Origin of the sequence: Laribacter hongkongensis DSM 14985 (assembly GCF_000423285.1) — a bacterium.
In the GTDB taxonomy this organism is placed as follows: Bacteria; Pseudomonadota; Gammaproteobacteria; order Burkholderiales; family Aquaspirillaceae; genus Laribacter; species Laribacter hongkongensis.
In genome coordinates this window covers 77,016-99,814 of record NZ_KE383998.1, presented here as the reverse complement: position 1 = coordinate 99,814, position 22,799 = coordinate 77,016, and the positions used below count along the sequence as shown (strand labels likewise).

Below are 22,799 nucleotides of genomic sequence, written 5' to 3'. Positions count from 1 at the left end.
CCCGTTCGTCTGCGGCATGCGTGGTTTGGTCAGCCGGTGCTCAATCTCCAGCGCGGCACACAGCCGGTCGAATTCATGCTCGCCGCTGGCCTGCTTCTGCCGGTTGAACAGGCGGTCGGTGAACTCGCTGCCGTTATCGGTCAGGATGGTCTGGATGTGGCACGGCGCCACCTTCTGCAGCGCTTTCAGAAAGGCCTTGGCCGCCGCGGCCGTTTTGTTGGGTTTGATTTGCGCGAAGACCCGGCGGGTGGCCCGGTCGATGGCCACAAACAGATAGCGGCGTGCCGTCTCGTCCGGCATCTGCGGCAGGTATTTGACGTCAATGTGGAAATAGCCGGGGTCGTATGCCTTGAACGGCTTGCGCACCAGTCGGGCTGGTGCAGGCTCCAGATCGCGCAGGCTGCCCACGTCATGCCGGCGCAAGCAACAATCCAGGCCTGAACGGGTACCGCCGGGTTGAGGAACTCGCGAACGACGACCAGCAGGTCATCCAGCCCCGGGCGCAGGATCTTGCGCAATTCGACCGCGATGCGTTCCTGTGCCGGCGTCAGCGTGGTCTGCAAACGATGCGCGGGATGGGAGCGATCCTCGACACTCTCGCGATGCTTCCATTTGCGGATGGCTGGCGTGGTGCGAGCCTGCTTGTGTAGTTTGACGATCATTTTGACTGGGCCTTGAGCGTTGCCAGAAGCTGACCCAAACTCTCACGGGCAAGGGTCAGTTTCCAGATACGTTTGCTCAGATGATCGTCCGGGATGCGACAGGTAATACAGTTTCCGGAGACAAAAACAGACATGCCCTCAAACGAGGGCATGTCCATTCAGGCGGGGCGGATGGCCAAGATCAGGCCGGGCGTACGTTCAGGTCGGGCTTGACGCCGGTGGTCAGGTAGTCGAGCAGTTCGCGTACCGACCGGATGGCGTCGCCAAACGGCAGCGGATCCTTGCCGCGGAAGAACAGGCCTTTGTCGACTTCGCCGCGGAAGGCGGCCGACAGCTTGAGGTCGATGCAGAACTGGCCGATCTTGCTGATGCCGTCACGCAGTCCGCAGACCGACAGGCAGTTGAGTGCCTGGGTGCAGCGGCCCGGGTCGGCCTTGGCGTTGGCCTGGAGCTTCTCCTCGCGCTTGAGGTAGCTCTTGAGGAACGGAGTGAGCACGCCGCGGGCCGGCAGGCCGGCCACGCTCATGAATTCGACCACGTCCTCTTTCTTGGCACCTGCCAGCACGTTCTTGAAGTTGATGTGGGCATCGCCTTCGCGGGTCACGGCAAAGGCCGTGCCGACCTGTACGCCTGCGGCGCCGAGGCCGAGGTAGTGCCTGACCTTTTCAAAGCTGTTGATGCCGCCCGCAACAACCAGCGGGATGCGCTCGCGTTCCAGCCCCAGTGACTTGAAGAGTTCAAAGGTTTCTTCCAGCACGCGGGCGAAATCGAAACGGCCGTCGGCAATGTCCTCGCGCTTGGCGGCACCGAGGTGACCGCCGGCATGGGCCGGGTGTTCGATCACGATGGCATCCGGCAGGCGATTCTTTTTCATCCAGCGCTTGAGCACGATGCCGATGCCGCGCGATTCGCTGAGGATCGGCAGCAGGGCGACGTTGGGGTGTTCGCTGACCATGTCCGGCAGGTCGAGCGGCAGGCCGGCGCCCATGGTGATGGCCTGGGCACCGGATTCGCAGGCCTGGCGCACGTATTTGGCGTGGGCGTCGACGGCTTTCATCACGTTGACCGACACCAGGCCTTCGCCGTCGGCGATCTCCAGTGCGCGCTTGATCTCGCGGTCAAGCGCGATCAGGTTGAGGCGGTCGTAGTCTTCGGTGCATTTTGCGTGCAGCGATGCTTCGACCAGATCGGGGTGCAGGTGCCGCAGATCGACACTGGCGATGGTGCCTACCGCGCCTTCACGCGCAACCGTACCGGCGAGCTGGTGGGCGGAAATGCCCACGCCCATGCCGCCCTGGACGACGGGTTTGAGTACATGGCCGCGTACAACAAGCGGGGGTAAGGTCGAGTCTGTCATGGCCTAGCCTAGAGTAATCATTCGAAAAGCCTCGGGATTAGGCACGAGGCATACGGCAATCGTCAAGAATTGTGGTGACGCGGGGAGGACGGTTTCGCGGTAAAATCGCGCAATTTGCTGATTTAGCGGTTGTTTCATGACTGATATGATTCCGGTTGCCGACGAAGCGGCAGCCCGCAAGACTTCCCGTAACGCCAACAAGCTCGTCAAGCGCCTGCGCCACGAGGTTGGCGATGCCATCAACGACTTCAACATGATCGAGGCGGGAGACCGCGTCATGGTCTGCCTGTCGGGCGGCAAGGACAGCTACGCCCTGCTCGATATCCTGCTGGGGCTGCAAAAATCCGCCCCGATCGACTTCTCCATCGTAGCGGTCAACCTCGACCAGAAACAGCCGGGTTTTCCGGAAGACGTGCTGCCGGCCTATCTCGAATCCCTCGGCGTCGAATACCGTATCGTAGAAGAAGATACCTATTCGATCGTCAAGCGGCTGGTGCCGGAAGGCAAGACCACCTGCAGCCTGTGCTCGCGACTGCGCCGCGGGGTGCTGTACCGGGTGGCCGGTGAACTGGATGCGACCAAGATCGCCTTGGGACACCACCGCGACGACATCCTGCAGACCCTGTTCCTCAACATGTTCTACGGCGGCAAGCTCAAGGCCATGCCGCCCAAGCTGCTGTCCGACAACGGCAAGCACGTGGTGATCCGCCCGCTGGCGTACTGCCGCGAAAAGGACATCGAGCGCTACGCCGGGCTGCGGGAGTTTCCGATCATTCCGTGCAACCTGTGCGGGTCGCAGCCCAACCTGCAGCGCCAGGTGGTGAAGGAGATGATCAACGACTGGGACCGCCGTTTCCCGGGCCGGGTGGAAACCATGTTCCGCGCCCTGCAAAACGTGGTGCCGTCGCATCTGGCCGATACCGCACTCTATCCGTTTGCCGGGCTCAAGGTCGGCGACGCGCTGCCGTCCGAGGGCGGCGACACGGCATTCGACAAGGAAGAATTCCGCGATCCGGTGCCGGCGGACGAAGACGGTCAGCCGCGCCGCACGTTCAGCATCCTCGATTCACGCCCGAAGGCCGGGGGCTGCGGTGAGTGATTTTCTCGCCATGCGCCGGCGCAAGGGCCAGCGTCCGGGTGGCTTGCCCGAGGTCGCCGTCGGCGAAGACAACGGCCTGCGCTCGATGTATCTCGGCTCCGACACCCTGCAATCGCAGATGCGCATCAGCGATCCGGCCGAGCTGGTGCTGGCCTATACCCGCGCCATGGCGGGCTGTCTGCTCCTGCAGGCATCTCCCCGGCGCATCCTGCATGTCGGACTGGGGGGCGGCAGCCTGCCGCGCTTTTTCCATGCCCGGCTGCCCGAGTCGATGAATGTGGCCGTGGAGCTCAATCCGCAGGTGGTGGCGCTGTGCCAGTCGATGTTCTGCCTGCCTGCCGACGAGCGCATGCAGGTGGTCACCGGCGACGGGGTGGATTACATGGGGCGGCAGACGGCGGCTTTCGACACCGTCCTGATCGACGCCTTTGACGGCTACAACATCATCACGGCCATGGTGGCCGAGCCCTTCCTGCACGATTGCCGCATGGCCCTCGGCGAGGGCGGCGTGCTGGCAGTCAACCTGTGGAGCCGGCACCCGCGCTATCACCAGCATCTGGATGCCATGCGCCACGCCTTTGACGGCCGGGTACTGGTCCTGCCGGCCGAAACCCACGGCAATGTGGCCGCGTTTGCCCTGCGCGATGCACCGGGACATGCCCTGCGCTTTGACCAGCTGGAAGCCCGGGCGCGTGCCTTGCAGGATGGGCACGGGCTGGATTTTCCGGCCATGGTGGCGGCACTGAAAAAGGCCAACCAGCATACGGCCTCGCGCCTGCTGCCCTGAGGCAACCGGCATGAAAAAGCCGCCACGGCGTGGCGGCGGGTGCAGCCCCGGGGCGGGCCCGGTGCTTACAGGTAAAAATGCATCGGCCAGGCGCGATAGGCCGCCGGCGGCATCTTTTCCGAAGTAACAAAGCCGGCCGGTGCGGCAATCACGTCCGGTACCCGGTTGACGACGCTGGCGCAGGTGAGTTCCACCGTGGATGGGCGGCTGATCTGGACGAACGTGTCCGGTTCGCCGCGCAGCACCCAGTCGTTGCGGTCGGTTTCGCCCGGCAGGTAGACCTTGCCGATGCACTGGCTTTCGATCACCGGCCCTTGCCGGGTGACGAGGGTCACCACGGCGGACATGCCCAGTGCCTCACCGGCGCGGATGGTGCGGCCCATGGTGCGGCTGGGGGTGTCGGACTGTGCCAGGATCGGCACCTGTTTCTGGCTGATGCTGGCGATGGTCAGCCCCAGTTGCGCGGCCAGCCATTCGCAGGCGTTCCACATGTACGAGGGCAGGGCCGTGGCTTCGGCGATTTCGCGCTGGAAGGCCTCGGGAGTCAGGCCGACGCCGTGTACCCGGGCCAGGGCGATGCCGTAATCCTCGACGTTGTAGCTGGATACGCCCTCGATGCGGTTGATGCAGTGGCTGGAGCCGGCCAGCGTGGTGATCAGGTTGCCCCAGTAGACGTCCTGGTAGCCGGAACCGGTCAGCGTACAGCCATGCTGTTTGGCCAGCACGTCCAGCCGGCTGGTCAGTGCCGGCGAGGTGGTCCACGGATAGAACGCTTCCTCGCAGGTGGAAATGGCGTTGACGCCATGGCGGGCGCAGCGCTCGAAGTGCGGGTACATGTCGTCCATCAGGCTGCCGACGGCCACGATGGCGACATGGGCGTCGCACTCGGCAAACACGGCTTCGGCATCTGCCCGTACCGGCACGTTCAGGCGTCGCCCGATGCCGGCCACGTCGCCGGCATCGCGGCCGACCAGTGCCGGATCGGTATCGATGGCGCCGACGATCTCGCAGCCTTTCTCCACCAGATAACGCAGGGTGACCTGCCCCATCTTGCCGCAGCCATACTGGATGACCCGTACGCGTTCCATGACCTGCTCCTTAGGTAAAGTGACAGAGGACTGGACCCAGACTACCAGTCCGGCCTTCGGCCGGACTTGCGGTCAGACAAGCCTCTTGTCATTACCGGCTACAGGCCCAGCGTCTGCCACAGCTGGTCGACCCGGGCTGCCACCGCTGCATCCTTGACGATGGGGCGGCCCCATTCACGGTCGGTTTCGCCCGGCCACTTGTTGGTCGCATCCATCCCCATCTTGCCGCCCAGCCCAGACACCGGGCTGGCGAAATCCAGATAGTCGATCGGGGTGTTTTCCACCAGCACCGTGTCGCGCACCGGATCCATGCGGGTGGTGATGGCCCACATGACCTCTTTCCAGTCGCGGGTGTCGATGTCGTCGTCCACCACCACGATGAACTTGGTGTACATGAACTGGCGCAGGAAGCTCCAGCACCCCATCATCACCCGCTTGGCGTGACCGGCGTACTGCTTCCTGATCGACACCACTGCCATGCGGTAGCTGCAACCTTCCGGCGGCAGGTAGAAGTCGACGATTTCCGGGAACTGCTTTTGCAGGATCGGCACGAACACTTCGTTGAGTGCCACGCCAAGCACGGCCGGTTCGTCGATCGGCTTGCCGGTGTAGGTGCTGTGGTAGATCGCGTCGGGCCGGCGGGTCAGGCGGTCGATGGTGAAGACCGGGAACCAGTCCTGCTCGTTGTAATAGCCGGTATGGTCGCCATACGGCCCCTCCAGAGCGTGCAGGTAGCCGTCGATTTCTTTTAACGGGATACCGTGTTCGCTGACGCCGCTGAAGCCGGCTTCGCAGGGGCTGAGGTGGCCTTCCAGCACGATTTCGGCAAAGGCCGGCACTTGCAGGTCGTTGCCAAGGCTCTGGGTCAGTTCGGTGCGGCTGCCGCGCAGCAGGCCGGCAAACTGGTATTCCGACAGGGTATCCGGCACCGGGGTAACGGCGCCTAGGATGGTGGCCGGGTCGCAGCCCAGCACCACCGACACCGGGAACGGTTCACCCGGGCGGGTGCGGCGCCAGTCGCGGAAATCCAGCGCCCCGCCGCGGTGAGCCAGCCAGCGCATGATGACCTGGTTGCGGCTGATGACCTGCTGGCGGTAAATGCCGAGGTTCTGGCGCTTTTTGGCCGGCCCGCGGGTGACGGTCAGCCCCCAGGTAATCAGCGGGGCAACGTCGCCGGGCCAGCAGTGCCAGACCGGCAGGCGGGCGAGGTTGACCTCAGGGCCTTCTTCGACCACTTCCTGCACCGGGGCCCGGCGGATGGTTTTCGGTGCCATGTCGAGCACCTTTTTATATAGCGGAAACTTGTCCCAGGCATCGCGCAGGCCTTTGGGCGGCTCGGGCTCCTTGAGCATGGCCAGCAACTGGCCGATGTCGCGCAGGGCCGACACGTTTTCGGCTCCCATGCCCAGTGCGACCCGCTGCGGAGTGCCAAAAAGGTTGCCCAGCACCGGGCTGGCATAGCGAGTGTTGCCGGTTTGCGGTGCCTCAAACAGCAAGGCTGGTCCTTCTGCGCGCAGGGTGCGGTCGCAGAGATCTGTCATTTCCAGGCGGGGCGATACAGGCTGCCCGACACGTTTGAGTTCGCCCCGGGCTTCGAGGGCCGCGATGAAGTCGCGCAGGTCACGGTAGTGCATGGTGACAATGATGAATGGCTGAAATGTTTCGAGGCTAGGCGGAGACGAAAGATGTGTCAAATTGACAACAACGTGAAGGAATTTGGTGCCAAATCCGTCCGGCAAATTTGATCGAGATCATGGCAAAAGCATGAATATGCCCACGATAGCCATGTGTCGTAAAAATTGACTAATCAATATGGTTAAACTGCCGCCGGACAACTGAAACAGCGCTTGATATTCGAGATAGCGCAACATTTTCCGGTCTGCGGACAAACTTTGGAGAACTCAACATGAAAAAACTGGCTCTGGCTCTTCTGGCAGGTGCAGCCTTTGCTCCGGCCGTTTCGATGGCTGACGCAGGTGACGTGCTGGTGCGCGTACGTGGTTTGTACATCGCTCCGGAAGTGAGCACGTCACAGACTGCCAGCGATCTGGGTCTGAACGTCAAGCAAGCCATGACCCCGGAGCTTGACTTGACCTATATGATCACCAAGAACATCGGCGCCGAGCTGATTCTGGGTACTTCCAAGCACAATGTGACCTCTGGTGGCGGTGACATCGGTTCGGTGTGGGTGCTGCCGCCGACCCTGACCCTGCAATACCACTTCATGCCGGACGCTGACTTCCGTCCGTACGTGGGTGCCGGCATCAACTACACCCGTTTCTACAACACCAACTTCAAGACTGCTGAAGCCGTGACTGGTGCTGACAGCGTCAACATCAAGAAGAACAGCTGGGGCGGTGCCCTGCAGATCGGTGCTGACTACGCCATCAACAAGAACGTGTTCGTCAACCTTGACGTGAAGAAGGTATGGATGGACACCAAGCTGATGGTTAATGGTGAAGATGCTGGCAAGATCAAGATCAACCCGTGGATCATCGGTGTTGGTATCGGCACCAAGTTCTGACCGCGTCGCCTGACGTGAGTCATGACGGGAACGGCTGGCCGCTCCCGTCCGTATTTCCCTCTCGTGTTGATGTGATGTTTGACGGCGCGCACCCCGCGCCGTTTTTCTTTGCGGACCCGGCAGGCTTCCCCCTCTAGAATGCAGTGTTTAGCTGTTTGCTGTTGAGGAAACGTCACACCATGACGCACTGGATCCATTCCGCCATCGCCAAGATCGAGGCCGATTTCAATCGCTCGTCCGATACCCACCTGATTCCGCTGACGATACCGGCGGTTCCGCACATCCACCTGTATTTCAAGGACGAATCGACCCACCCTACCGGCAGCCTCAAGCACCGGCTGGCCCGGTCACTGTTCCTGTACGGCCTGTGCAATGGCTGGATCCGCGAAGGAACGACGATCATCGAGGCCTCCAGTGGCTCGACCGCAGTCTCCGAAGCCTACTTTGCCCGCCTGCTCGGCTTGCCGTTCATCGCAGTCATGCCGCGCGGCACGTCGGCGGAAAAAGTCCGGGCCATCGAGTTCCAGGGCGGGCGCTGCCATCTGGTCGAGGACCCGGCCACCATCTACGACGAATCCCGCCGGCTGGCGCACGAACTGGACGGCCATTACATGGACCAGTTCACCTATGCCGAACGGGCGACCGACTGGCGCGGCAACAACAACATTGCCGACACCATTTTCCGGCAGATGCAGCTTGAACCGTTCCCGATCCCGAGCTGGATCGTCTGCGGAGCCGGGACCGGCGGCACCTCGGCCACGTTCGGCCGTTACACCCGCTACCAGAAGCTTGATACCCGCGTCTGCGTGGTCGATCCCGAAAACTCGGTGTTCTACGACAGCTACTACACCGGTGACGACGCGTTGACCTGCGAGGGCGGCTCGGGCGTCGAAGGCATCGGCCGGCCGCGGGTCGAGCCATCGTTCATTCCCAGCGTCGTGGACCGGGTGATCCGCGTGCCCAATGCTGCCAGCTATGCTGCGCTGCATTTCCTGTCCGAAGTCCTGGGGCGCAAGTGCGGCGGCTCGACCGGCACCAACCTGTTCGGCGTGTGCGAACTCGCCTCGGGCATGGTGGCGCGCGGCGAGCAGGGCGCCATCGTCACGCTGATCTGCGACTCGGGCGAGCGTTATCTCGACAGCTATTTCAATCCGGACTGGCTGGAAGCCCAGCGCATCGACATCACCCCGTGGCTGCTGCGTTACCGCTGCTTTTTCGAAGAAGGCCGCTGGTAGCCGGCAAGCCCCCAAACGCTGTTTTTCCCCGCTTCACAGCGGGGAAATCCGCGCCGGGAAAACACGGGAAACGGCAGGCGGATTTTTCTGGCCGGATTCTGGCCAAATCAGGTTTGCACCGGGGGGGGTTTTGCCTACAATAGCGCCCTTTTTGGGCGGGGGAAAACATGGCTCTGCTTGAGATTCGCAACGTCGTCAAACGCTTTGGCGACTTTACGGCGGTGAACGGCGTCAGCATCTCGGTCGAGGCTGGCGAATTCTTTACCTTGCTGGGGCCGTCCGGCTGCGGCAAGACCACGCTTTTGCGGATGCTGGCGGGCTTCGAGCAGCCGGACTCCGGCCAGATCCTGCTGGATGGCAAGGACGTGTCGCTGGTGCCGCCGGAAAAACGTCCGGTGCATACGGTGTTCCAGAGCTATGCCCTGTTTCCGCACATGACCGTGCGCGACAACATCGCTTTTCCGCTCAAGATGGCCGGCTGGGCCGCTGACAGGATCGCCACCCAGGTGGATGAACTGCTGGAAGACGTGCGCCTGACGCAGTTCGGCAGCCGCTTTCCGCACGAGCTGTCGGGTGGCCAGCGCCAGCGCGTGGCGATTGCCCGCGCCTTGGTGGACCGTCCGCGCCTCCTGTTGCTGGACGAGCCGCTGTCGGCGCTGGATGCCAAGCTGCGCGAAGAAATGCAGATCGAGCTGATCAACCTGCAACGCGAAGTCGGCATCACGTTCGTGTATGTCACCCATGACCAGGGTGAAGCTCTGGCCCTGAGCCACCGCATTGCCGTGATGAGTGCCGGTTCGGTCGAGCAGCTCGACATTCCGGAAACCATCTACTCCTACCCGAAAAACCGGTTTGTCGCGGACTTCATCGGCCAGTGCAACGTGCTGGAAAGCGAAATCAAGTCGCTGAACGCCGACGGCACCATGCAGATCGAGATTCGTGGTTGCGGCGAGATGAAGGCGCTGGCGCCGCAGGGTGCACAGCCCGGCCAGAAAGGCTGGCTGGCGCTGCGTCCGGAAAAGATCAAGCTCGACCGCGAGCTGCCGGACCTGCCCGACGAAGCCTACTTCAAGGGCAAGATTCACGACTGCCTGTACCTGGGGGACGTGACCATCTACATCGTGGAGGTGGCCGACGGCGTCAAGATCGAGGCCATGCTGCCCAACTCGGCTCCGGGCCTGGCCAAGCTCTTCGACGACGACGACCTGGTCGAGATCGCCTGGCGCTTTGACGCCGGCAGCTTCCTCGTGGAGTGAGGCGATGAAGACGATGCGCGCCCAGCTGGGCAAGTGGCTGCTGTCGTGGCCACCCACCGTTTATCTGGTGGTGTTTTTCCTGATCCCGTCGCTGATCATGCTGCTTGCCGCCTTCCGCTATCCGGGCGACTACGGCGGCCTGCTGCCGCTGTGGACCACGGACGAAGCGACCGGCGCTACCGAAGTGCTGATCAACAGCGGCAACTGGCAGGACTTCTTCACGCTGGAAAGCTTCCACCGGCTGGTGGAAGAGCCGTTGTATTTCGAGCTCTTTCTCAAGTCGGCCGGATATGCGGCCCTGACGACGCTGGTCTGCATCGTCATGGGGTATCCGCTGGCGTGGCTGATTGCCCGCAGCCACAAGAAATACCGCGACCTGCTGCTGCTTTTGGTGATCCTGCCGTTCTGGTCCAACTTCCTGATCCGCATCTACGCGTGGATGATCATCCTCGGCCCGTCGTCCGCCTTTACCAGGGCTGTCAACGTCGTGGTGACCGGTCTGGGCTTCGAGCCGGTCACGCTGCTGTTCACCCCGTTTGCGGTCATTGTCGGGCTGGTATACGTGCACCTGCCGTTCATGGTGCTGCCGCTCTACGCCAACCTCGAAAAACACGACACGGCCTTGCTGGACGCTGCGCAGGACCTGGGCGCCTCGGCCTGGCAGCGGTTCTGGAAAATCACCTGGCCCCTGAGCCTGCCCGGCGTGTTCGCCGGTTCGGCACTGGTGTTCATCCCGGCGCTGGGCATGTTCGCCATTCCGGATATCCTCGGCGGCACCGAGGGCATCATGATCGGCAACCTGATCAAGCAGCAGTTCCTTGAAACGCGCGACTGGCCGTTCGGCGCCGTGCTGTCGATCATGCTGACCGGCGGCGTGCTGCTGATGGCGGCACTGGGTGCGGCCGTGGCACGGGGAGGCAAGAAGCATGGCTAAGAAGCAATCGGTACTGCTGTGGAGCGGTGCGCTCTTTGCCTACCTGTTCCTGTACCTGCCGCTGGTGATCGTGGTTGTGTACTCGTTCAACGATTCGCGCCTGAACGCCGAATGGGTCGGCTTCACTACCAAGTGGTACGTCAAGCTCTTCAACAACGACGAGATGATCACCGCAGCGGTCAATTCGCTGATCATCGGTGTCACCTCCAGCGTGATCGCCACCGTGCTGGGCACGCTCGCGGGCATCGCCCTGCACCGGTTCAAGCTGAAGTTCCTGCCGTTCCTGGTGCTGACACCGATCGCCATCCCGGAAATCCTGATGGGCGTCAGCCTGCTGATCTTCTTCGTGATGATCAACCTGACGCTCGGCATGGTGTCCATCATCCTGGCGCACGTGGCGTTCTGCATCGGCTTTGTGGCCATTGTGGTGCGCGCGCGCATGCAGGGGATGGACGACAGCCTCGTCGAGGCTGCCCGTGACCTGGGCGCCACGCCGTGGCAGGCCTTCCGGCTGGTCACCCTGCCGCAGATCCTGCCCGGCATCATGGCCGGTGCCCTGATGGCGTTCACGCTGTCGATCGACGACTTCGTGATCACCTTCTTCACCGCCGGGGTCGGCGCCTCGACGCTGCCGTTGCAGATCTACTCGATGATCAAGATCGCCGTGACGCCGGAAGTCAACGCCGTGAGTTCGCTCCTGATGCTGCTGACCCTGTGCCTGATCCTGATTGCCAGCCGGCTGTCGCCGTCGTCACTCAAGAGTCACGGCTGAAGCAGCAAAATTGCCATATCATCGCCGGACGATGTTTCCCGGTGTCATGACGGGGCGGGTCGCAAGACCTGCCCCGTTTCGCAGGGCCGTCCCGATAACAGGCCCGTTCGTTCCGTCTGGTGGCCACGACACCAGCACGGCTGTCCTCGTCCCGCCACTGCAAGGGGGATTTGCATATGTGGAAGAAACTGGTATTGGCTGCTTCGCTGGCGGCCTGTTCGACGGCTTACGCGGCCGATGAGCTGCATCTGTACAACTGGAACAACTACCTGTCCGAAGACACGGCCAGGCAGTTCGAAAAAGAGTGCAAGTGCAAGCTGGTGCAGGATTACTACGGTGACAACGAGGAAATGCTGGCCAAGCTGGCGGCTGGTGCCAAGGGGTACGACCTTGTCGTGCCGACCGGCTTTGCCGTGCAGACGCTGATCGGCAAGAAGGCCGCCCAGCCGCTCGACAAGGCCCAGCTGCCGAACCTGAAAAACCTCAATCCGGGCTTCAAGGGCGCGTTCTACGATCCGCAGGGCAACTATTCGATTCCGTATGCACTGACTACGACCGTGCTGGGCTACAACGAAGACGCCCTGAAAAAGGCCGGTGTGGCCGACAAGGCCAACAGTTGGGCGCTGATCTTTGATCCGGCCGTGCTGGCCAAGATCAAGGGCAAGGTCACCGTGCTGGACAGCCAGCGCGAACTGGTGGCGGCTGCGCTGATGTATCTGGGCAAGCCGGCCAACTCGACCAGTCCGGAAGACTGGAAAGCCGCCCGCGACGTGATCCTCAAGGCCAAGCCGTACTGGGCTGCCTTCAACAACCAGAGCTACATCAAGGAACTGACGCTGGGTAACAGCTGGGTGTCGATGGGGTATTCCAACGACCTCTACCAGGCCCAGCAGGACGCCATCAAGGCCAAGCGTCCGTTCAAGGTCGGCTTTGGCCTGCAGAAGGAAGGCAACACCATGTCGGTGGACAACTTCGTGTTGCTGAAGGATGCACCGCGCAAGGATCTGGCCTACAAGTTCATGAACTTCATGCTGGACCCGAAACATGGAGCCGGCCTGAGCAACGAGATGGGCACCGGCAGCCCGAACCAGGCTGCGGCCCAGTTCATCAAGGCTGAAGTACGCAAGAACACGGCCATTTTCCCGGATGCTGCTGCGCTGAAGAACCTGCAACAGCTCAAGGACCTGAACGCCAAGGAGCGCCGTGACCTCAACCGTACCTGGTCGGAAATCAAGCTGAAGTGATACCGGCAGGGTGCCGGTGACAACCGGGGGCGCCTGACCGGCGCCCCCGGTTTTTTGTGCGAGGCAGCATTCCCCGGACAATTCCGCCTGCGCATTTTACCTGTGCGTCATTTGACCTGCTGGAAGAACAAACTACAGAATCTGTCGTTTACAAAATGTTACGCCAAGAATGAGGGTCGAATGACTAACGGGAAAACGTTCTCTCTGCAAATGTGGCAGAAAATTCTAATCGGCCTGATCCTGGGTATCGTGGCCGGTTTTGCCATCGGCGAGCACGCCAAGCTGCTCAAGCCGATCGGTGACATCTTCATCACCCTGATCCGCATGGTGGTGATGCCGGTGATCTTCGTATCGCTGGTCTGTGGTGTGACCGCCATGAAAGACCTGCGCAAGATGGGCCGGGTGGCGGGCAAGACCCTGCTGCTGTACGGCGTGACCATGGCGCTGGCCGGTACCATGTCGATGCTGCTGGCCGGCGCTTTCGGCATCGGCCACGGGCTCAACTACGTGGTGAGCGGCGTCGAACAGGCCGCCACGCACCCGTCGATGCTGGAAACGCTGATGCGGATTTTCCCGGCCAACCCGTTCAAGGCATTTGCCGACGGTGACGTGCTGCCGATCATCGTGTTTGCGCTGTTTTTCGGTGTGGCAATCAATCTGGCCGGCGATGCCGGCGAGCCGGTCAAGCGCTTCTTTGATTCGCTGAACCATGTGGTGTTCAAGCTGATCAACATGGTGCTGGCCTTTGCGCCGTACGGCGTGTTTGCCCTGATGGCCTACGTGACGGCCGACAACGGCTTTGTGGTGCTGGAACAGCTCGCTGCCCTGGTGGGTACCATCTGGCTGTCGTGCATTCTGGTGCTGACCGTGGGTTACAGCGCCCTGCTGATCCTGGCCGGCCTCAAGCCGTGGCCGTTCCTGAAGAAGATGCTGCCGGTGCAGCTGTTCGCCTTCTCGACCACCAGCTCGAACGCCACCCTGCCGCTGAACATCAAGACCGCCGAAACCCAGATGGGCGTGCACAACAGCATTGCCTCGTTCGTGCTGCCGCTGGGGGCCACCGTCAACATGAACGGTCTGGCAACCTATCTGGGTGCCGTGGCCATCTTTGCCGCCAATGCCTACGGGATCGAACTGACCCTGGTGCAGAAGGTGATGGTGGTGCTGACGACCACGCTGGCTGCCATTGGTGCTGCCGGCGTGCCGGGTACCGGCCTGGTGGTGATGAGCCTCGTGCTGTCGTCGGTCGGCCTGCCGCTGGAAGTGATCGCGGCCATTGCTGCCGTGGACCGCATCATCGACATGGCCAACACGCCGACCAACGTGTCGGGCGACACCCTGACCGCCGTGCTGGTGGCCAAGAGCGAGGGTGAGCTGGATCGTTCGGTGTATTACAGTGACCTGTCGGCCCATGACGACGACGAAATTCCGGAAGAGCTGGAGCAGCAGGTCAAGCAGGCCTGAGGCATTATCCGCTGATGCAGAACGGGCTCCCTCAAGGGAGCCCGTTTTCTTTGTGCCGGTCTGCCGTCAGACGCCGAAGTAGTTGATGCCCATGGCGCCCTTGACCTCGGAGAGGGTTTGGGCAGCGACGGCGCGGGCGTTGTCGGTGCCGCGCTTGAGGATGTTCATGACCTCGGCCGGGTCCTGTGCAAAGGCTTCGCGGCGCTGGCGGATCGGCTCGATCATTTCCTGCAGGCGCGCTTCCAGCCGTTTCTTCACCACGCTGTCACCCAGGCCGCCACGGCGGTAGTGGGCCTTGAGTTCTTCCACGGCGGGCTTGTCCGGATCGAAGGCATCCAGCCAGCTGAACACCACGTTGCCTTCCACCTGGCCCGGGTCGGCCACGCGCAGGTGGTTGGGGTCGGTGTACATCATCTTGACTGCGTGACGGATGTCGTCCGGGCTGGCGCCGAGGGTGAGCGAGTTGCCGAGTGATTTGCTCATCTTGGCCTTGCCGTCGATGCCCGGCAGGCGGCCGACCTGCGGCACCAGCGCCTGGCATTCGACCAGCACTTCGCGGTCGACGCTGGCGTTGAAGCGGCGGACGATCTCGTTGGTCTGTTCGATCATCGGGATCTGGTCCTCACCAACCGGCACGACGGTGGCCTTGAAGGCAGTGATGTCGGCGGCCTGCGCAGCCGGATAGGTCAGGAAGCCCGCCGGGATGTCGCGTTCGAAACCGCGCTGGCGGATTTCGTCCTTGATGGTGGGGTTGCGCTCCAGCCGGGCCACCGATACGAGGTTGAGGTAGTACGACGACAGTTCGGACAGTTCCGGCACCAGGCTCTGGATGAAAATGGTGGTTTTGGCCGGGTCGATGCCGACGGCCAGATAGTCGAGCGCCACCTGCAGGATGTTGTCGCGGACCTTGACGTAGTTGCCCATGTTGTCGGTCAGGGCTTGGGCGTCGGCAATCAGCAGGAACTGGCGGTGGCTGTCCTGCAGGGCCACGCGGTTTTGCAGCGAGCCGACAAAGTGGCCCAGGTGCAGCTGGCCGGTGGGGCGGTCGCCGGTGAGGATGACAGGCTGGTTGGATGACATGGGACGATCTCCTGAAGGAACCGGAGCCGTCTGCGAGAGCCTTGAAACGCACATGCCGCCCTCGCAGGCGGCATGTTGTCGGATTACGAAAAGTCCGCGCCGCCGGTCAAGGGCTGCGCCACCAGAAGCCGGAAAAGGGGCAGGACGATTCGGTAAGCATGGCCAGCATGGTGCGCTGCCGCAGCATGACTGTCAACCGTCAGAACCGGCGGGAAATGCCGGTGTGGTGCAGGATGGTGCTGGCGATTTCCTCGATCGATTTGTGGGTGGTGCTGATGAACGGCACGCCATGGTGGCGGAACAGCGATTCGGCCTCGTTGACCTCGCGCCGGCAGTTGTCGATCGAGGCGTAGCGGCTGTCGGGCTTGCGCTCGTTGCGGATGTGGTGCAGCCGCTGCGGTTCGATGGTGAGGCCGAAAATCTTCTTGCGGTACGGCAGCAGCATCTTCGGCAGGGTCGGACTGTCGAGGTCTTCTGGTGTCAGCGGATAGTTGGCGGCCTTGATGCCGTATTGCAGGGCCAGGTACAGGCAGGTGGGGGTCTTGCCCGAACGCGATACACCGACGAGGATCACGTCGGCTTCGGCCAGGTCCTTGAGCTTGACGCCGTCGTCGTGGTTGAGCGAGAAGTTCACCGCCTCGATACGGGTATCGTATTTTTCTTCGCTGATGATGCCGTGGCTCTTGCCGACCGTCAGCGTGGCCTTCTGCTCCAGTTCGTTTTCAAGCTGGCCGACAAAGGCGTGGAAGAAGTCGATCACCATGGCGCAGTCGTCGACCTGGATGGCTTCGCGCACGAACGGGTTGACGATCGACACGAACACCAGCGGGCGGAAATGGTCGGACTGCGCGCGCTGGCGGATCTGTTCGGCCACGGCCATGGCCTTGTCGGCGGTATCGATGAACGGAATGGTTTCGCGCTTGAACTCCAGCATGTCGAACTGGGTCAGCAGGGCGTTGCCCAGCGATTCGGCGGTGATGCCGGTGCGGTCGGATACGAAATAGGCGCTGCGGCGGTGTGGCATGGCAAGGTCTTTCGAGGTCGGTGTCGTCAGATAGGTGCGACTATAAGCCAGAAGGCCAAAGAGGGCGAAATGTCACCCGTCCGGCCCGGATTCGATCTGCCTCAAGGTTGCGCCGGCAGGCTTGTCGTAGGGTGAACGCATGGACCTCCGGCACCGGCAGCCCAGTGCCCGGTGCTGACAGCGGTCGAGTCAGCGAAAGGTTTGCCATGCAGAATTTCATGTTCCACAACCCGACCCGCATCGTGTTCGGCCGGGGGGAAATCGCCCGTCTGCGGGAGCTGGTTCCCGGCGGGGCACGGGTGCTGGTGACATACGGCCAGGGCAGCGTGCTGCGCAACGGCGTGCTGGACCAGGTGCGCTGTGCGCTGGCCGATCATGCCCGGCTGTTCGAGTTTGGCGGCATCGAGGCCAATCCGGCTTGCGAAACGCTGGACCAGGCCATCGCGCTGGGGCGGGAAGAGCGGGTCGACTGGATCCTGGCTGTCGGTGGCGGTTCGGTCATCGACGGCAGCAAATACATTGCCGCCGGCATGGCGCACCCGGGTGAGCCGTGGGAGCTGCTGACCACCGACGCGGCTTCGCGGCTGACCGGCGTCATGCCGATCGGCGTGGTGCTGACCCTGCCGGCTACCGGGTCGGAATCCAACGACGGTGCGGTGATCAGCCGCTACGCCAGTTCCGACAAGCTGGAGTTCAAGACGCCGCTGGTCCAGCCGCGCTTTGCCATCCTTGACCCGCTGACCACTTTCTCGCTGCCGCCCCAGCAGACCGCCAACGGCATTGTCGATACCTTCGTGCATGTCACTGAGCAGTACCTGACCTATCCGGCCCAGGCGCCGATCCAGGACCGTTGGGCCGAGGGGCTGTTGCAGACCCTGATCGAAACCGGTCCGGTACTGATGGAAAAGCCCGACGATTATCATGCCCGCGCCACGGCCATGTGGGGGGCGACGCTGGCGCTGAACCGGCTGATCGGCATAGGGGTGCCGCATGACTGGTCGGCGCACATGATCGGCCATGAGGTCACCGGCCTGTTCGGCATCGACCACGGCCGGACGCTGGCGGCGCTGATGCCGGCGGTACTGGAAGTGTGTCGTGACGACAAGCACGACAAGCTGCTGCAATACGCCGAGCGCGTATGGGGCATCCAGGGGGGCAGCGAGTGCGAACGCATCGATGCTGCCATCGCTGCCACCCGGCGCTTTTTCAGGTCGCTGGGCGTGCCGGTACGGCTGTCGGAATGGGGCATCGGCATCGACGACCTGTCGCCGATCCTCTACAAGCTGGTGGCACACGGCATGACGGCGCTGGGCGAGCGGCGGCGCATCACGCCCGAGGTGGCCAACCGCATCCTGCTGGCGGCCCTGTAGCCGCCGGCCGTTCCGGCAACCAGCAAAAACGCCCCGGAAAACCGGGGCGTTGTCTTGTGCAGGCCGGGCAGCAGCTTACATGTTGTCCGGCTTGGTGGTCTTGGCGGTCGAGGCCGGCAGGATCGGCAGTTGCAGGGCGGCAGTCGGAACGGTGCCGGTCAGCGACTTCAGGAAGGCGGTGATGTCGGCCACTTCCTGGTCGTTGAGCTGGATGCCGAGCTGGGTCTGGCCCATGATGCGCACGGCCTTGTCGAGTTCCCACACGCTGCCGTCGTGGAAGTACGGATAGGTGCGTTCGACGTTGCGCAGGGTCGGCGTACGGAACACGTCCATGTCCGAATCCTTCTTGGTCAGGTCGTAGACACCGTGGTCGGTATTCTTGACGCCGGTGAAGTCACTGTACGGACCCTTGACCAGACCGAACTTGAAGAAGTTGTCGCCGCCGATGGTGCTGCCGGCGTGACAGGCTACACAGCCCTTCTCGACAAAGGTCTTCACGCCACGGACTTCCTGGGCGCTCATGGCCTTGGTGTCACCCTTGAGCCAGGCGTCAAAGCGCGACGGGGTCAGCAGGGTGCGCTCGAAAGCAGCAATGGCGTTGGCGATGTTGTCGTAGGTCAGCGGAGCCTTTTCGCCCGGGAAGGCCTTCTGGAACTGGGCCTGGTATTCCGGGATCGAGGCGATGCGCTCGACGGCAAAGCCTTCGTGCGGAATGGCCATTTCCACCGGGTTCATGATCGGACCCTTGGCCTGTTCTTCGGCATCCTTGGCGCGGCCGTCCCAGAAGTGCGGCTTGAGCAGGGCGGCGTTCATCACGGTCGGGGCGTTACGGCCACCGAACATGCCCTTGTGCCCCATCGAGGTCGGCAGGTTGTCGACACCATAGGTGGCCAGGTTGTGACAGGTGTTACAGCTGACCGTGCCTCCCTTCGAAAGACGTGCGTCGAAATACAGTTGTTTGCCAAGTGCCACCTTGGCCGGGTTGAGCTTGTTGGTGGCGTGGTTGTCTGCCGAGGCGGGCAGGGGTGCAAACACGGCGCGGGCAGTTGTGAGGGTCGCATTGTCGGCGGCGACTGCCAGCAGCGGCAGGGCAAGCGTTGCAGCGGCCATTCCCAGAGCAATTTGACGATTCATGATTGCCTCTTTCTATGAGGGTGATAAACAAGGGCTATTGATCGGCCTTATGAATCAAGGCAGATTGATAGCCCGTATTTCTACCTAGTTTTGCCGGAAAGTATTTGATAAGCATCAACAAAAATGACAAAGAAATTGTTTTTTGGGTAAAAAAAGGACGTGGTCAGATCGATGGCAAGGCCAGTGGCAAGCAGGGGAGGAATGCGCGCAAGTCACGGATAATTCAGCTGTTGCGATGCAATATCGGCCATATTTTTTTTGTCATGTTTGGGCTAGAATCGCGACTTTCCGGTTTCCACCCTCCCTCTAAAACAGGAACTTTTCAGTAATGGCAGAGACTTACGTTGTCTGGTTCGACAAGCTGCGCATGACCGACGTGGAATCCGTCGGCGGCAAAAACGCGTCGCTTGGCGAAATGATCAGCCAACTGGCGGAATCGGGCGTACGCGTACCGGGTGGTTTCGCCACGACCGCACAGGCCTATCGCGACTTCCTCGCCCATGACGGCCTTTCCGACCGCATCAATGCGATGCTGGCCGCTCTGGACGTCGACAACGTGGTCGAACTGGCCCGGGTCGGCAAGGAAATCCGCCAGCTCGTCATCGATACGCCGTTCCCGCCGCAGCTCGAAGCCGAAGTGCGCGTGGCCTACGAAAAGATGGTGGCGGACGCCAATGCCGATATCTCGGTGGCCGTGCGCTCCTCTGCGACCGCTGAAGACCTGCCGGATGCCTCGTTCGCCGGCCAGCAGGAAACCTTCCTGAACATTCGCGGCTACGACAACGTGAAGGAAGCCATCCATCACGTCTTTGCCTCGCTCTACAATGACCGCGCCATTGCCTACCGCGTGCACAAGGGCTTTGCCCACGACGTGGTGGCCCTGTCGGCCGGCATTCAGCGCATGGTGCGCTCGGACGTGGGCGCTTCGGGCGTGATGTTCACCATCGATACCGAATCCGGTTTTGACAAGGTGGTGTTCGTCACCGCCTCGTACGGCCTCGGTGAAACCGTGGTGCAGGGTGCCGTGAACCCGGACGAATTCTACGTCCACAAGCCCACCCTCGAAGCCGGCCGCCCGGCCATCCTGAAAAAGAACATGGGCTCCAAGCTCATCAAGATGGAGTTCACCGACGCCAACCAGGCCGGCCGTTCGGTGCGCACGCTGGATGTCGAGCCCGAACTGCGCCGCCAGTTCTCGATCACCGATGCCGAAGTCGAAGAACTGGCCCGCTACGCCCAGATCATCGAAAAGCACTACGCCCGCCCGATGGACATCGAGTGGGGCCGTGACGGCATCGACGGCAAGCTCTACATCCTGCAGGCCCGTCCGGAAACGGTCAAATCGCAGGAAAACCGCGTGGAAACCCTGCGCCGTTACCGCCTGAAGAACAAGTCGGCCGTGCTGGCCGAAGGCCGTGCCATCGGCCAGAAGATCGGCCAGGGTGTCGTGCGCCTGATCCAGAGCGCTGCCGAAATGGACCGCGTCAAGGCCGGCGACGTGCTCGTCACCGACATGACCGACCCCGACTGGGAACCGGTGATGAAGCGCGCTGCCGCCATCGTCACCAACCGTGGCGGCCGTACCTGCCACGCTGCCATCATCGCCCGCGAACTCGGCATTCCGGCCGTGGTCGGCTGCGGTGACGCCACCGACGTGCTGAAGGACGGCATGCAGGTGACCGTATCCTGCGCCGAAGGCGATACCGGCAACATCTACGATGGCCTGCTGGACATCGAGGTGATCGACCTCGCCCTCGACAAGATGCCCGAGTCGCCGGTCAAGATCATGATGAACGTCGGCAACCCGGAACTCGCCTTCGACTTCGCGCAGCTGCCGAACGAAGGCGTGGGTCTGGCCCGCATGGAATTCATCATCAACCGCCAGATCGGCATCCACCCGAAGGCCCTGCTGGAAATCGACAGCCTGCCGTCCGAACTGCAGGCCACCATCCGTGACCGCATCAGCGGCTACGCCAGCCCGGTGGACTTCTACGTCGACAAGATCGCCGAAGGCGTTTCGACCATCGCCGCTGCCTTCTATCCGAAGAAGGTCATCGTGCGCATGTCCGACTTCAAGTCGAACGAATACGCCAACCTGATCGGCGGCAGCCTGTACGAACCGCACGAAGAAAACCCGATGATCGGCTTCCGTGGTGCGGCACGTTACATCGCTCCGGAATTCCGCGACTGCTTCGAGCTCGAGTGCCGTGCCATCCGCAAGGTGCGCGAAACCATGGGCCTCACCAACGTGGAAGTGATGATCCCGTTCGTGCGCACCCTGACCGAAGCCGCCAAGGTGGTCGACATCCTCAAGGACTTCGGCCTGGAGCGCGGCAAGAACGGCCTGCGCCTGATCATGATGTGCGAACTGCCGACCAACGCCGTGCTGGCCGAACAGTACCTCGAGTACTTCGACGGCTTCTCGATCGGCTCGAACGACATGACCCAGCTGACCCTCGGCGTCGACCGCGACTCCGGCGGTCCGATCGCCCCGACCTTCGACGAGCGCGATCCCGCCGTGAAAGCCATGCTGTCGATGGCGATCCGCACCGCCAACCGTCTGGGCAAGTATGTCGGCATCTGCGGCCAGGGCCCGTCGGACCATCCGGACTTCGCCAAGTGGCTGATGGACGAAGGCATCCACACCCTCTCGCTGAACCCGGATACCGTGGTTGAAACCTGGCTGTACCTGGCCAAGGAAGCCGGCAAGTAAGACTGCCTGCTGCCGGAATCACGGCGCCGCCCCGGTAAGGGCGGCGCTGTTTTTTTGCCGTCACCGGAAAACACTGTATCAACACGGCATTTTTTCGTAGCATGGTGCGTTTATCTCAATCGGGTTGCCATTTCCATGCTGGCCTACGTTGCGCTGACCGTCGCCATGCTGCTGTGGGCGAGTTCGTACATTGCCCTCAAGTACGTGTTTGCCATCTTCGATCCCTACGTGGTGCTGGCGGCGCGCATGGCCATCTGTACCCTGTGCCTGGCACCGTTTGTCTGGTCAGCCTGGCGCCGCATCGACCGCCAGCGCGGAGACTGGCGCTGGCTGGTATTCATGGCACTGTGCGAGCCCTGTCTGTATTTCCTGTTCGAATCCGAATCCCTGCTGCGTACCTCGGCCAGCCAGGCCGGCGTACTGACTGCCATGCTGCCGGTCTTTGTGGCTGTCGGTGCCCGCATCTTCCTCGCCGAGCACATCACCCGTTCGCTGGCACTGGGCAGCTGCGTGTCGATTGCCGGCATCGCCTGGCTGACGCTGGCCAGCGAGGCCAGTGCTGATGCGCCAGACCCCATGCTCGGCAACCTGCTGCTGATCGTGGCACTGGTCTGCGCCACGGGCTACATGCTGGTCGCCAAGCGGCTGACGCGCCGCTATCCGGCCAGCGCCCTGACCCTGATGCAAAGCGGCATGGGCACCCTGTGGTTCGGCAGCCTGATGCTGCTGCCGGACGTGCAGCTGCCGACCGAACTGCCGTTGCTGCCGTCGCTGGTCGTGCTGTATCTGGGGGCCGGCATCACGCTGGGCGCCTACGGGCTTTACACCTGGGGTGTATCGCGCATCCCGGTATCGCAGGCCGGCATGTTCCTGAACCTGATCCCCGTCTTTACCCTGATGCTGGCCTGGGCGCTGCTGGGCGAGCATCTCAATCCGCCGCAATGGGCGGCGTGCGGGCTGATTCTGGCCGGCGTGCTGTGGGGGCAGCGGCCGGATGCGCCACGTGTGCAACAGACGGCCGGTTGCAGCGCATAATGCCGGCTTGTCTTTCGCCTG

At 62.4% G+C, this 22,799-nt stretch carries 18 protein-coding genes and 1 pseudogene; 12 read left to right on the top strand and 7 right to left on the bottom strand.

Translation table 11 applies throughout. From position 1 onward, the window contains the following. Both G542_RS19380 and G542_RS0115395 read right to left on the bottom strand, forming a co-directional pair. Positions 1–662: pseudogene (locus G542_RS19380) on the bottom strand (DDE-type integrase/transposase/recombinase); the annotation flags it as partial. A 181-nt stretch (positions 663–843) separates the two neighbouring features. Then, positions 844–2,019 (bottom strand): NAD(P)H-dependent flavin oxidoreductase, encoded by a 1,176-nt coding sequence (locus G542_RS0115395; protein ID WP_027824583.1) that lies wholly within the window; start codon positions 2,017–2,019, stop codon positions 844–846. Between the two features lie 145 nt (positions 2,020–2,164). Here G542_RS0115395 and ttcA point away from each other — a divergent pair, with 145 nt between their 5' ends. Both ttcA and G542_RS0115385 read left to right on the top strand, forming a co-directional pair. Next, a complete protein-coding gene (ttcA, locus tag G542_RS0115390) occupies positions 2,165–3,118 on the top strand; it encodes a tRNA 2-thiocytidine(32) synthetase TtcA (RefSeq protein WP_027824582.1) in 954 nt (317 codons plus the stop codon). Continuing rightward, positions 3,111–3,905 (top strand): polyamine aminopropyltransferase, encoded by a 795-nt coding sequence (locus tag G542_RS0115385; protein ID WP_156092923.1) that lies wholly within the window; start codon positions 3,111–3,113, stop codon positions 3,903–3,905. The genes ttcA and G542_RS0115385 overlap by 8 nt, the downstream gene beginning before the upstream one ends. 65 nt (positions 3,906–3,970) lie before the next feature. Here the strand turns inward: G542_RS0115385 and G542_RS0115380 are convergent, their stop codons facing one another. Next, positions 3,971–4,993: an NAD(P)H-dependent amine dehydrogenase family protein gene (locus G542_RS0115380; protein WP_027824580.1), complete on the bottom strand. Its 1,023-nt coding sequence runs from the start codon at positions 4,991–4,993 to the stop codon at positions 3,971–3,973. A 98-nt stretch (positions 4,994–5,091) separates the two neighbouring features. Continuing rightward, positions 5,092–6,627, bottom strand: coding sequence for a 4-hydroxy-3-polyprenylbenzoate decarboxylase (gene ubiD, locus G542_RS0115375; protein WP_027824579.1), 1,536 nt, complete (start codon positions 6,625–6,627; stop codon positions 5,092–5,094). A gap of 272 nt (positions 6,628–6,899) precedes the next feature. Between ubiD and G542_RS0115370 the strand changes: the two genes are divergently transcribed. The 7 genes from G542_RS0115370 (at position 6,900) to G542_RS0115340 (ending at position 14,422) form a co-directional block, all read left to right on the top strand. Beyond that, complete coding sequence (locus G542_RS0115370; RefSeq protein ID WP_027824578.1) at positions 6,900–7,517, top strand: OmpW/AlkL family protein; 618 nt, start codon at positions 6,900–6,902, stop codon at positions 7,515–7,517. 179 nt (positions 7,518–7,696) lie between these two features. Further along, positions 7,697–8,752: a PLP-dependent cysteine synthase family protein gene (locus G542_RS0115365; protein ID WP_012698123.1), complete on the top strand. Its 1,056-nt coding sequence runs from the start codon at positions 7,697–7,699 to the stop codon at positions 8,750–8,752. 167 nt (positions 8,753–8,919) lie between these two features. After that, on the top strand, positions 8,920–10,008 hold the full coding sequence (locus G542_RS0115360; RefSeq protein WP_034986182.1) for an ABC transporter ATP-binding protein: 1,089 nt from the start codon (positions 8,920–8,922) through the stop codon (positions 10,006–10,008). A gap of 4 nt (positions 10,009–10,012) precedes the next feature. Continuing rightward, positions 10,013–10,942, top strand: a complete 930-nt coding sequence (locus tag G542_RS0115355) for an ABC transporter permease (protein ID WP_156092922.1) — start codon at positions 10,013–10,015, stop codon at positions 10,940–10,942. After that, entirely contained in the window at positions 10,935–11,714 is a 780-nt protein-coding gene (locus G542_RS0115350; RefSeq protein WP_012698120.1) for an ABC transporter permease, read from the top strand. The genes G542_RS0115355 and G542_RS0115350 overlap by 8 nt, the downstream gene beginning before the upstream one ends. 176 nt (positions 11,715–11,890) lie before the next feature. Next, complete coding sequence (locus G542_RS0115345; RefSeq protein WP_027824575.1) at positions 11,891–12,958, top strand: ABC transporter substrate-binding protein; 1,068 nt, start codon at positions 11,891–11,893, stop codon at positions 12,956–12,958. Between the two features lie 180 nt (positions 12,959–13,138). Then, positions 13,139–14,422 (top strand): dicarboxylate/amino acid:cation symporter, encoded by a 1,284-nt coding sequence (locus tag G542_RS0115340; protein ID WP_027824574.1) that lies wholly within the window; start codon positions 13,139–13,141, stop codon positions 14,420–14,422. Between the two features lie 66 nt (positions 14,423–14,488). Here the strand turns inward: G542_RS0115340 and trpS are convergent, their stop codons facing one another. After that, the gene (trpS, locus tag G542_RS0115335; protein WP_027824573.1) at positions 14,489–15,502 is read right to left on the bottom strand and encodes a tryptophan--tRNA ligase; all 1,014 of its coding nucleotides are present in this window, start codon (positions 15,500–15,502) and stop codon (positions 14,489–14,491) included. A gap of 199 nt (positions 15,503–15,701) precedes the next feature. After that, positions 15,702–16,526, bottom strand: coding sequence for a posphoenolpyruvate synthetase regulatory kinase/phosphorylase PpsR (gene ppsR, locus G542_RS0115325; RefSeq protein WP_012698114.1), 825 nt, complete (start codon positions 16,524–16,526; stop codon positions 15,702–15,704). A gap of 218 nt (positions 16,527–16,744) precedes the next feature. On the opposite strand from ppsR, the gene G542_RS0115320 reads away from it, so the two are divergent. Continuing rightward, positions 16,745–17,896 (top strand): iron-containing alcohol dehydrogenase, encoded by a 1,152-nt coding sequence (locus tag G542_RS0115320; protein WP_244878728.1) that lies wholly within the window; start codon positions 16,745–16,747, stop codon positions 17,894–17,896. A 75-nt stretch (positions 17,897–17,971) separates the two neighbouring features. On the opposite strand, the gene G542_RS0115315 is transcribed toward G542_RS0115320, so the two are convergent. Then, positions 17,972–19,030 (bottom strand): cytochrome-c peroxidase, encoded by a 1,059-nt coding sequence (locus G542_RS0115315; protein WP_027824571.1) that lies wholly within the window; start codon positions 19,028–19,030, stop codon positions 17,972–17,974. Positions 19,031–19,358: 328 nt separating this feature from the next. Between G542_RS0115315 and ppsA the strand changes: the two genes are divergently transcribed. Then, a complete protein-coding gene (gene ppsA / locus G542_RS0115310; protein WP_027824570.1) occupies positions 19,359–21,743 on the top strand; it encodes a phosphoenolpyruvate synthase in 2,385 nt (794 codons plus the stop codon). Between the two features lie 135 nt (positions 21,744–21,878). Further along, positions 21,879–22,778, top strand: coding sequence for a DMT family transporter (locus tag G542_RS0115305; protein WP_012698109.1), 900 nt, complete (start codon positions 21,879–21,881; stop codon positions 22,776–22,778). The last annotated feature ends 21 nt before the right edge of the window (positions 22,779–22,799 follow it).

Coding starts and splice junctions, on each gene's coding strand:
- G542_RS0115395 (WP_027824583.1), bottom strand. CDS start 2,019: ATGACAGACTCGACCTTACCCCCGCTTGTTGTACGCGGCCATGTACTC.
- ttcA (WP_027824582.1), top strand. CDS start 2,165: ATGATTCCGGTTGCCGACGAAGCGGCAGCCCGCAAGACTTCCCGTAAC.
- G542_RS0115380 (WP_027824580.1), bottom strand. CDS start 4,993: ATGGAACGCGTACGGGTCATCCAGTATGGCTGCGGCAAGATGGGGCAG.
- ubiD (WP_027824579.1), bottom strand. CDS start 6,627: ATGCACTACCGTGACCTGCGCGACTTCATCGCGGCCCTCGAAGCCCGG.
- G542_RS0115370 (WP_027824578.1), top strand. CDS start 6,900: ATGAAAAAACTGGCTCTGGCTCTTCTGGCAGGTGCAGCCTTTGCTCCG.
- G542_RS0115365 (WP_012698123.1), top strand. CDS start 7,697: ATGACGCACTGGATCCATTCCGCCATCGCCAAGATCGAGGCCGATTTC.
- G542_RS0115360 (WP_034986182.1), top strand. CDS start 8,920: ATGGCTCTGCTTGAGATTCGCAACGTCGTCAAACGCTTTGGCGACTTT.
- G542_RS0115355 (WP_156092922.1), top strand. CDS start 10,013: ATGAAGACGATGCGCGCCCAGCTGGGCAAGTGGCTGCTGTCGTGGCCA.
- G542_RS0115350 (WP_012698120.1), top strand. CDS start 10,935: ATGGCTAAGAAGCAATCGGTACTGCTGTGGAGCGGTGCGCTCTTTGCC.
- G542_RS0115345 (WP_027824575.1), top strand. CDS start 11,891: ATGTGGAAGAAACTGGTATTGGCTGCTTCGCTGGCGGCCTGTTCGACG.
- G542_RS0115340 (WP_027824574.1), top strand. CDS start 13,139: ATGACTAACGGGAAAACGTTCTCTCTGCAAATGTGGCAGAAAATTCTA.
- trpS (WP_027824573.1), bottom strand. CDS start 15,502: ATGTCATCCAACCAGCCTGTCATCCTCACCGGCGACCGCCCCACCGGC.
- ppsR (WP_012698114.1), bottom strand. CDS start 16,526: ATGCCACACCGCCGCAGCGCCTATTTCGTATCCGACCGCACCGGCATC.
- G542_RS0115320 (WP_244878728.1), top strand. CDS start 16,745: ATGTTCCACAACCCGACCCGCATCGTGTTCGGCCGGGGGGAAATCGCC.
- G542_RS0115315 (WP_027824571.1), bottom strand. CDS start 19,030: ATGAATCGTCAAATTGCTCTGGGAATGGCCGCTGCAACGCTTGCCCTG.
- ppsA (WP_027824570.1), top strand. CDS start 19,359: ATGGCAGAGACTTACGTTGTCTGGTTCGACAAGCTGCGCATGACCGAC.
- G542_RS0115305 (WP_012698109.1), top strand. CDS start 21,879: ATGCTGGCCTACGTTGCGCTGACCGTCGCCATGCTGCTGTGGGCGAGT.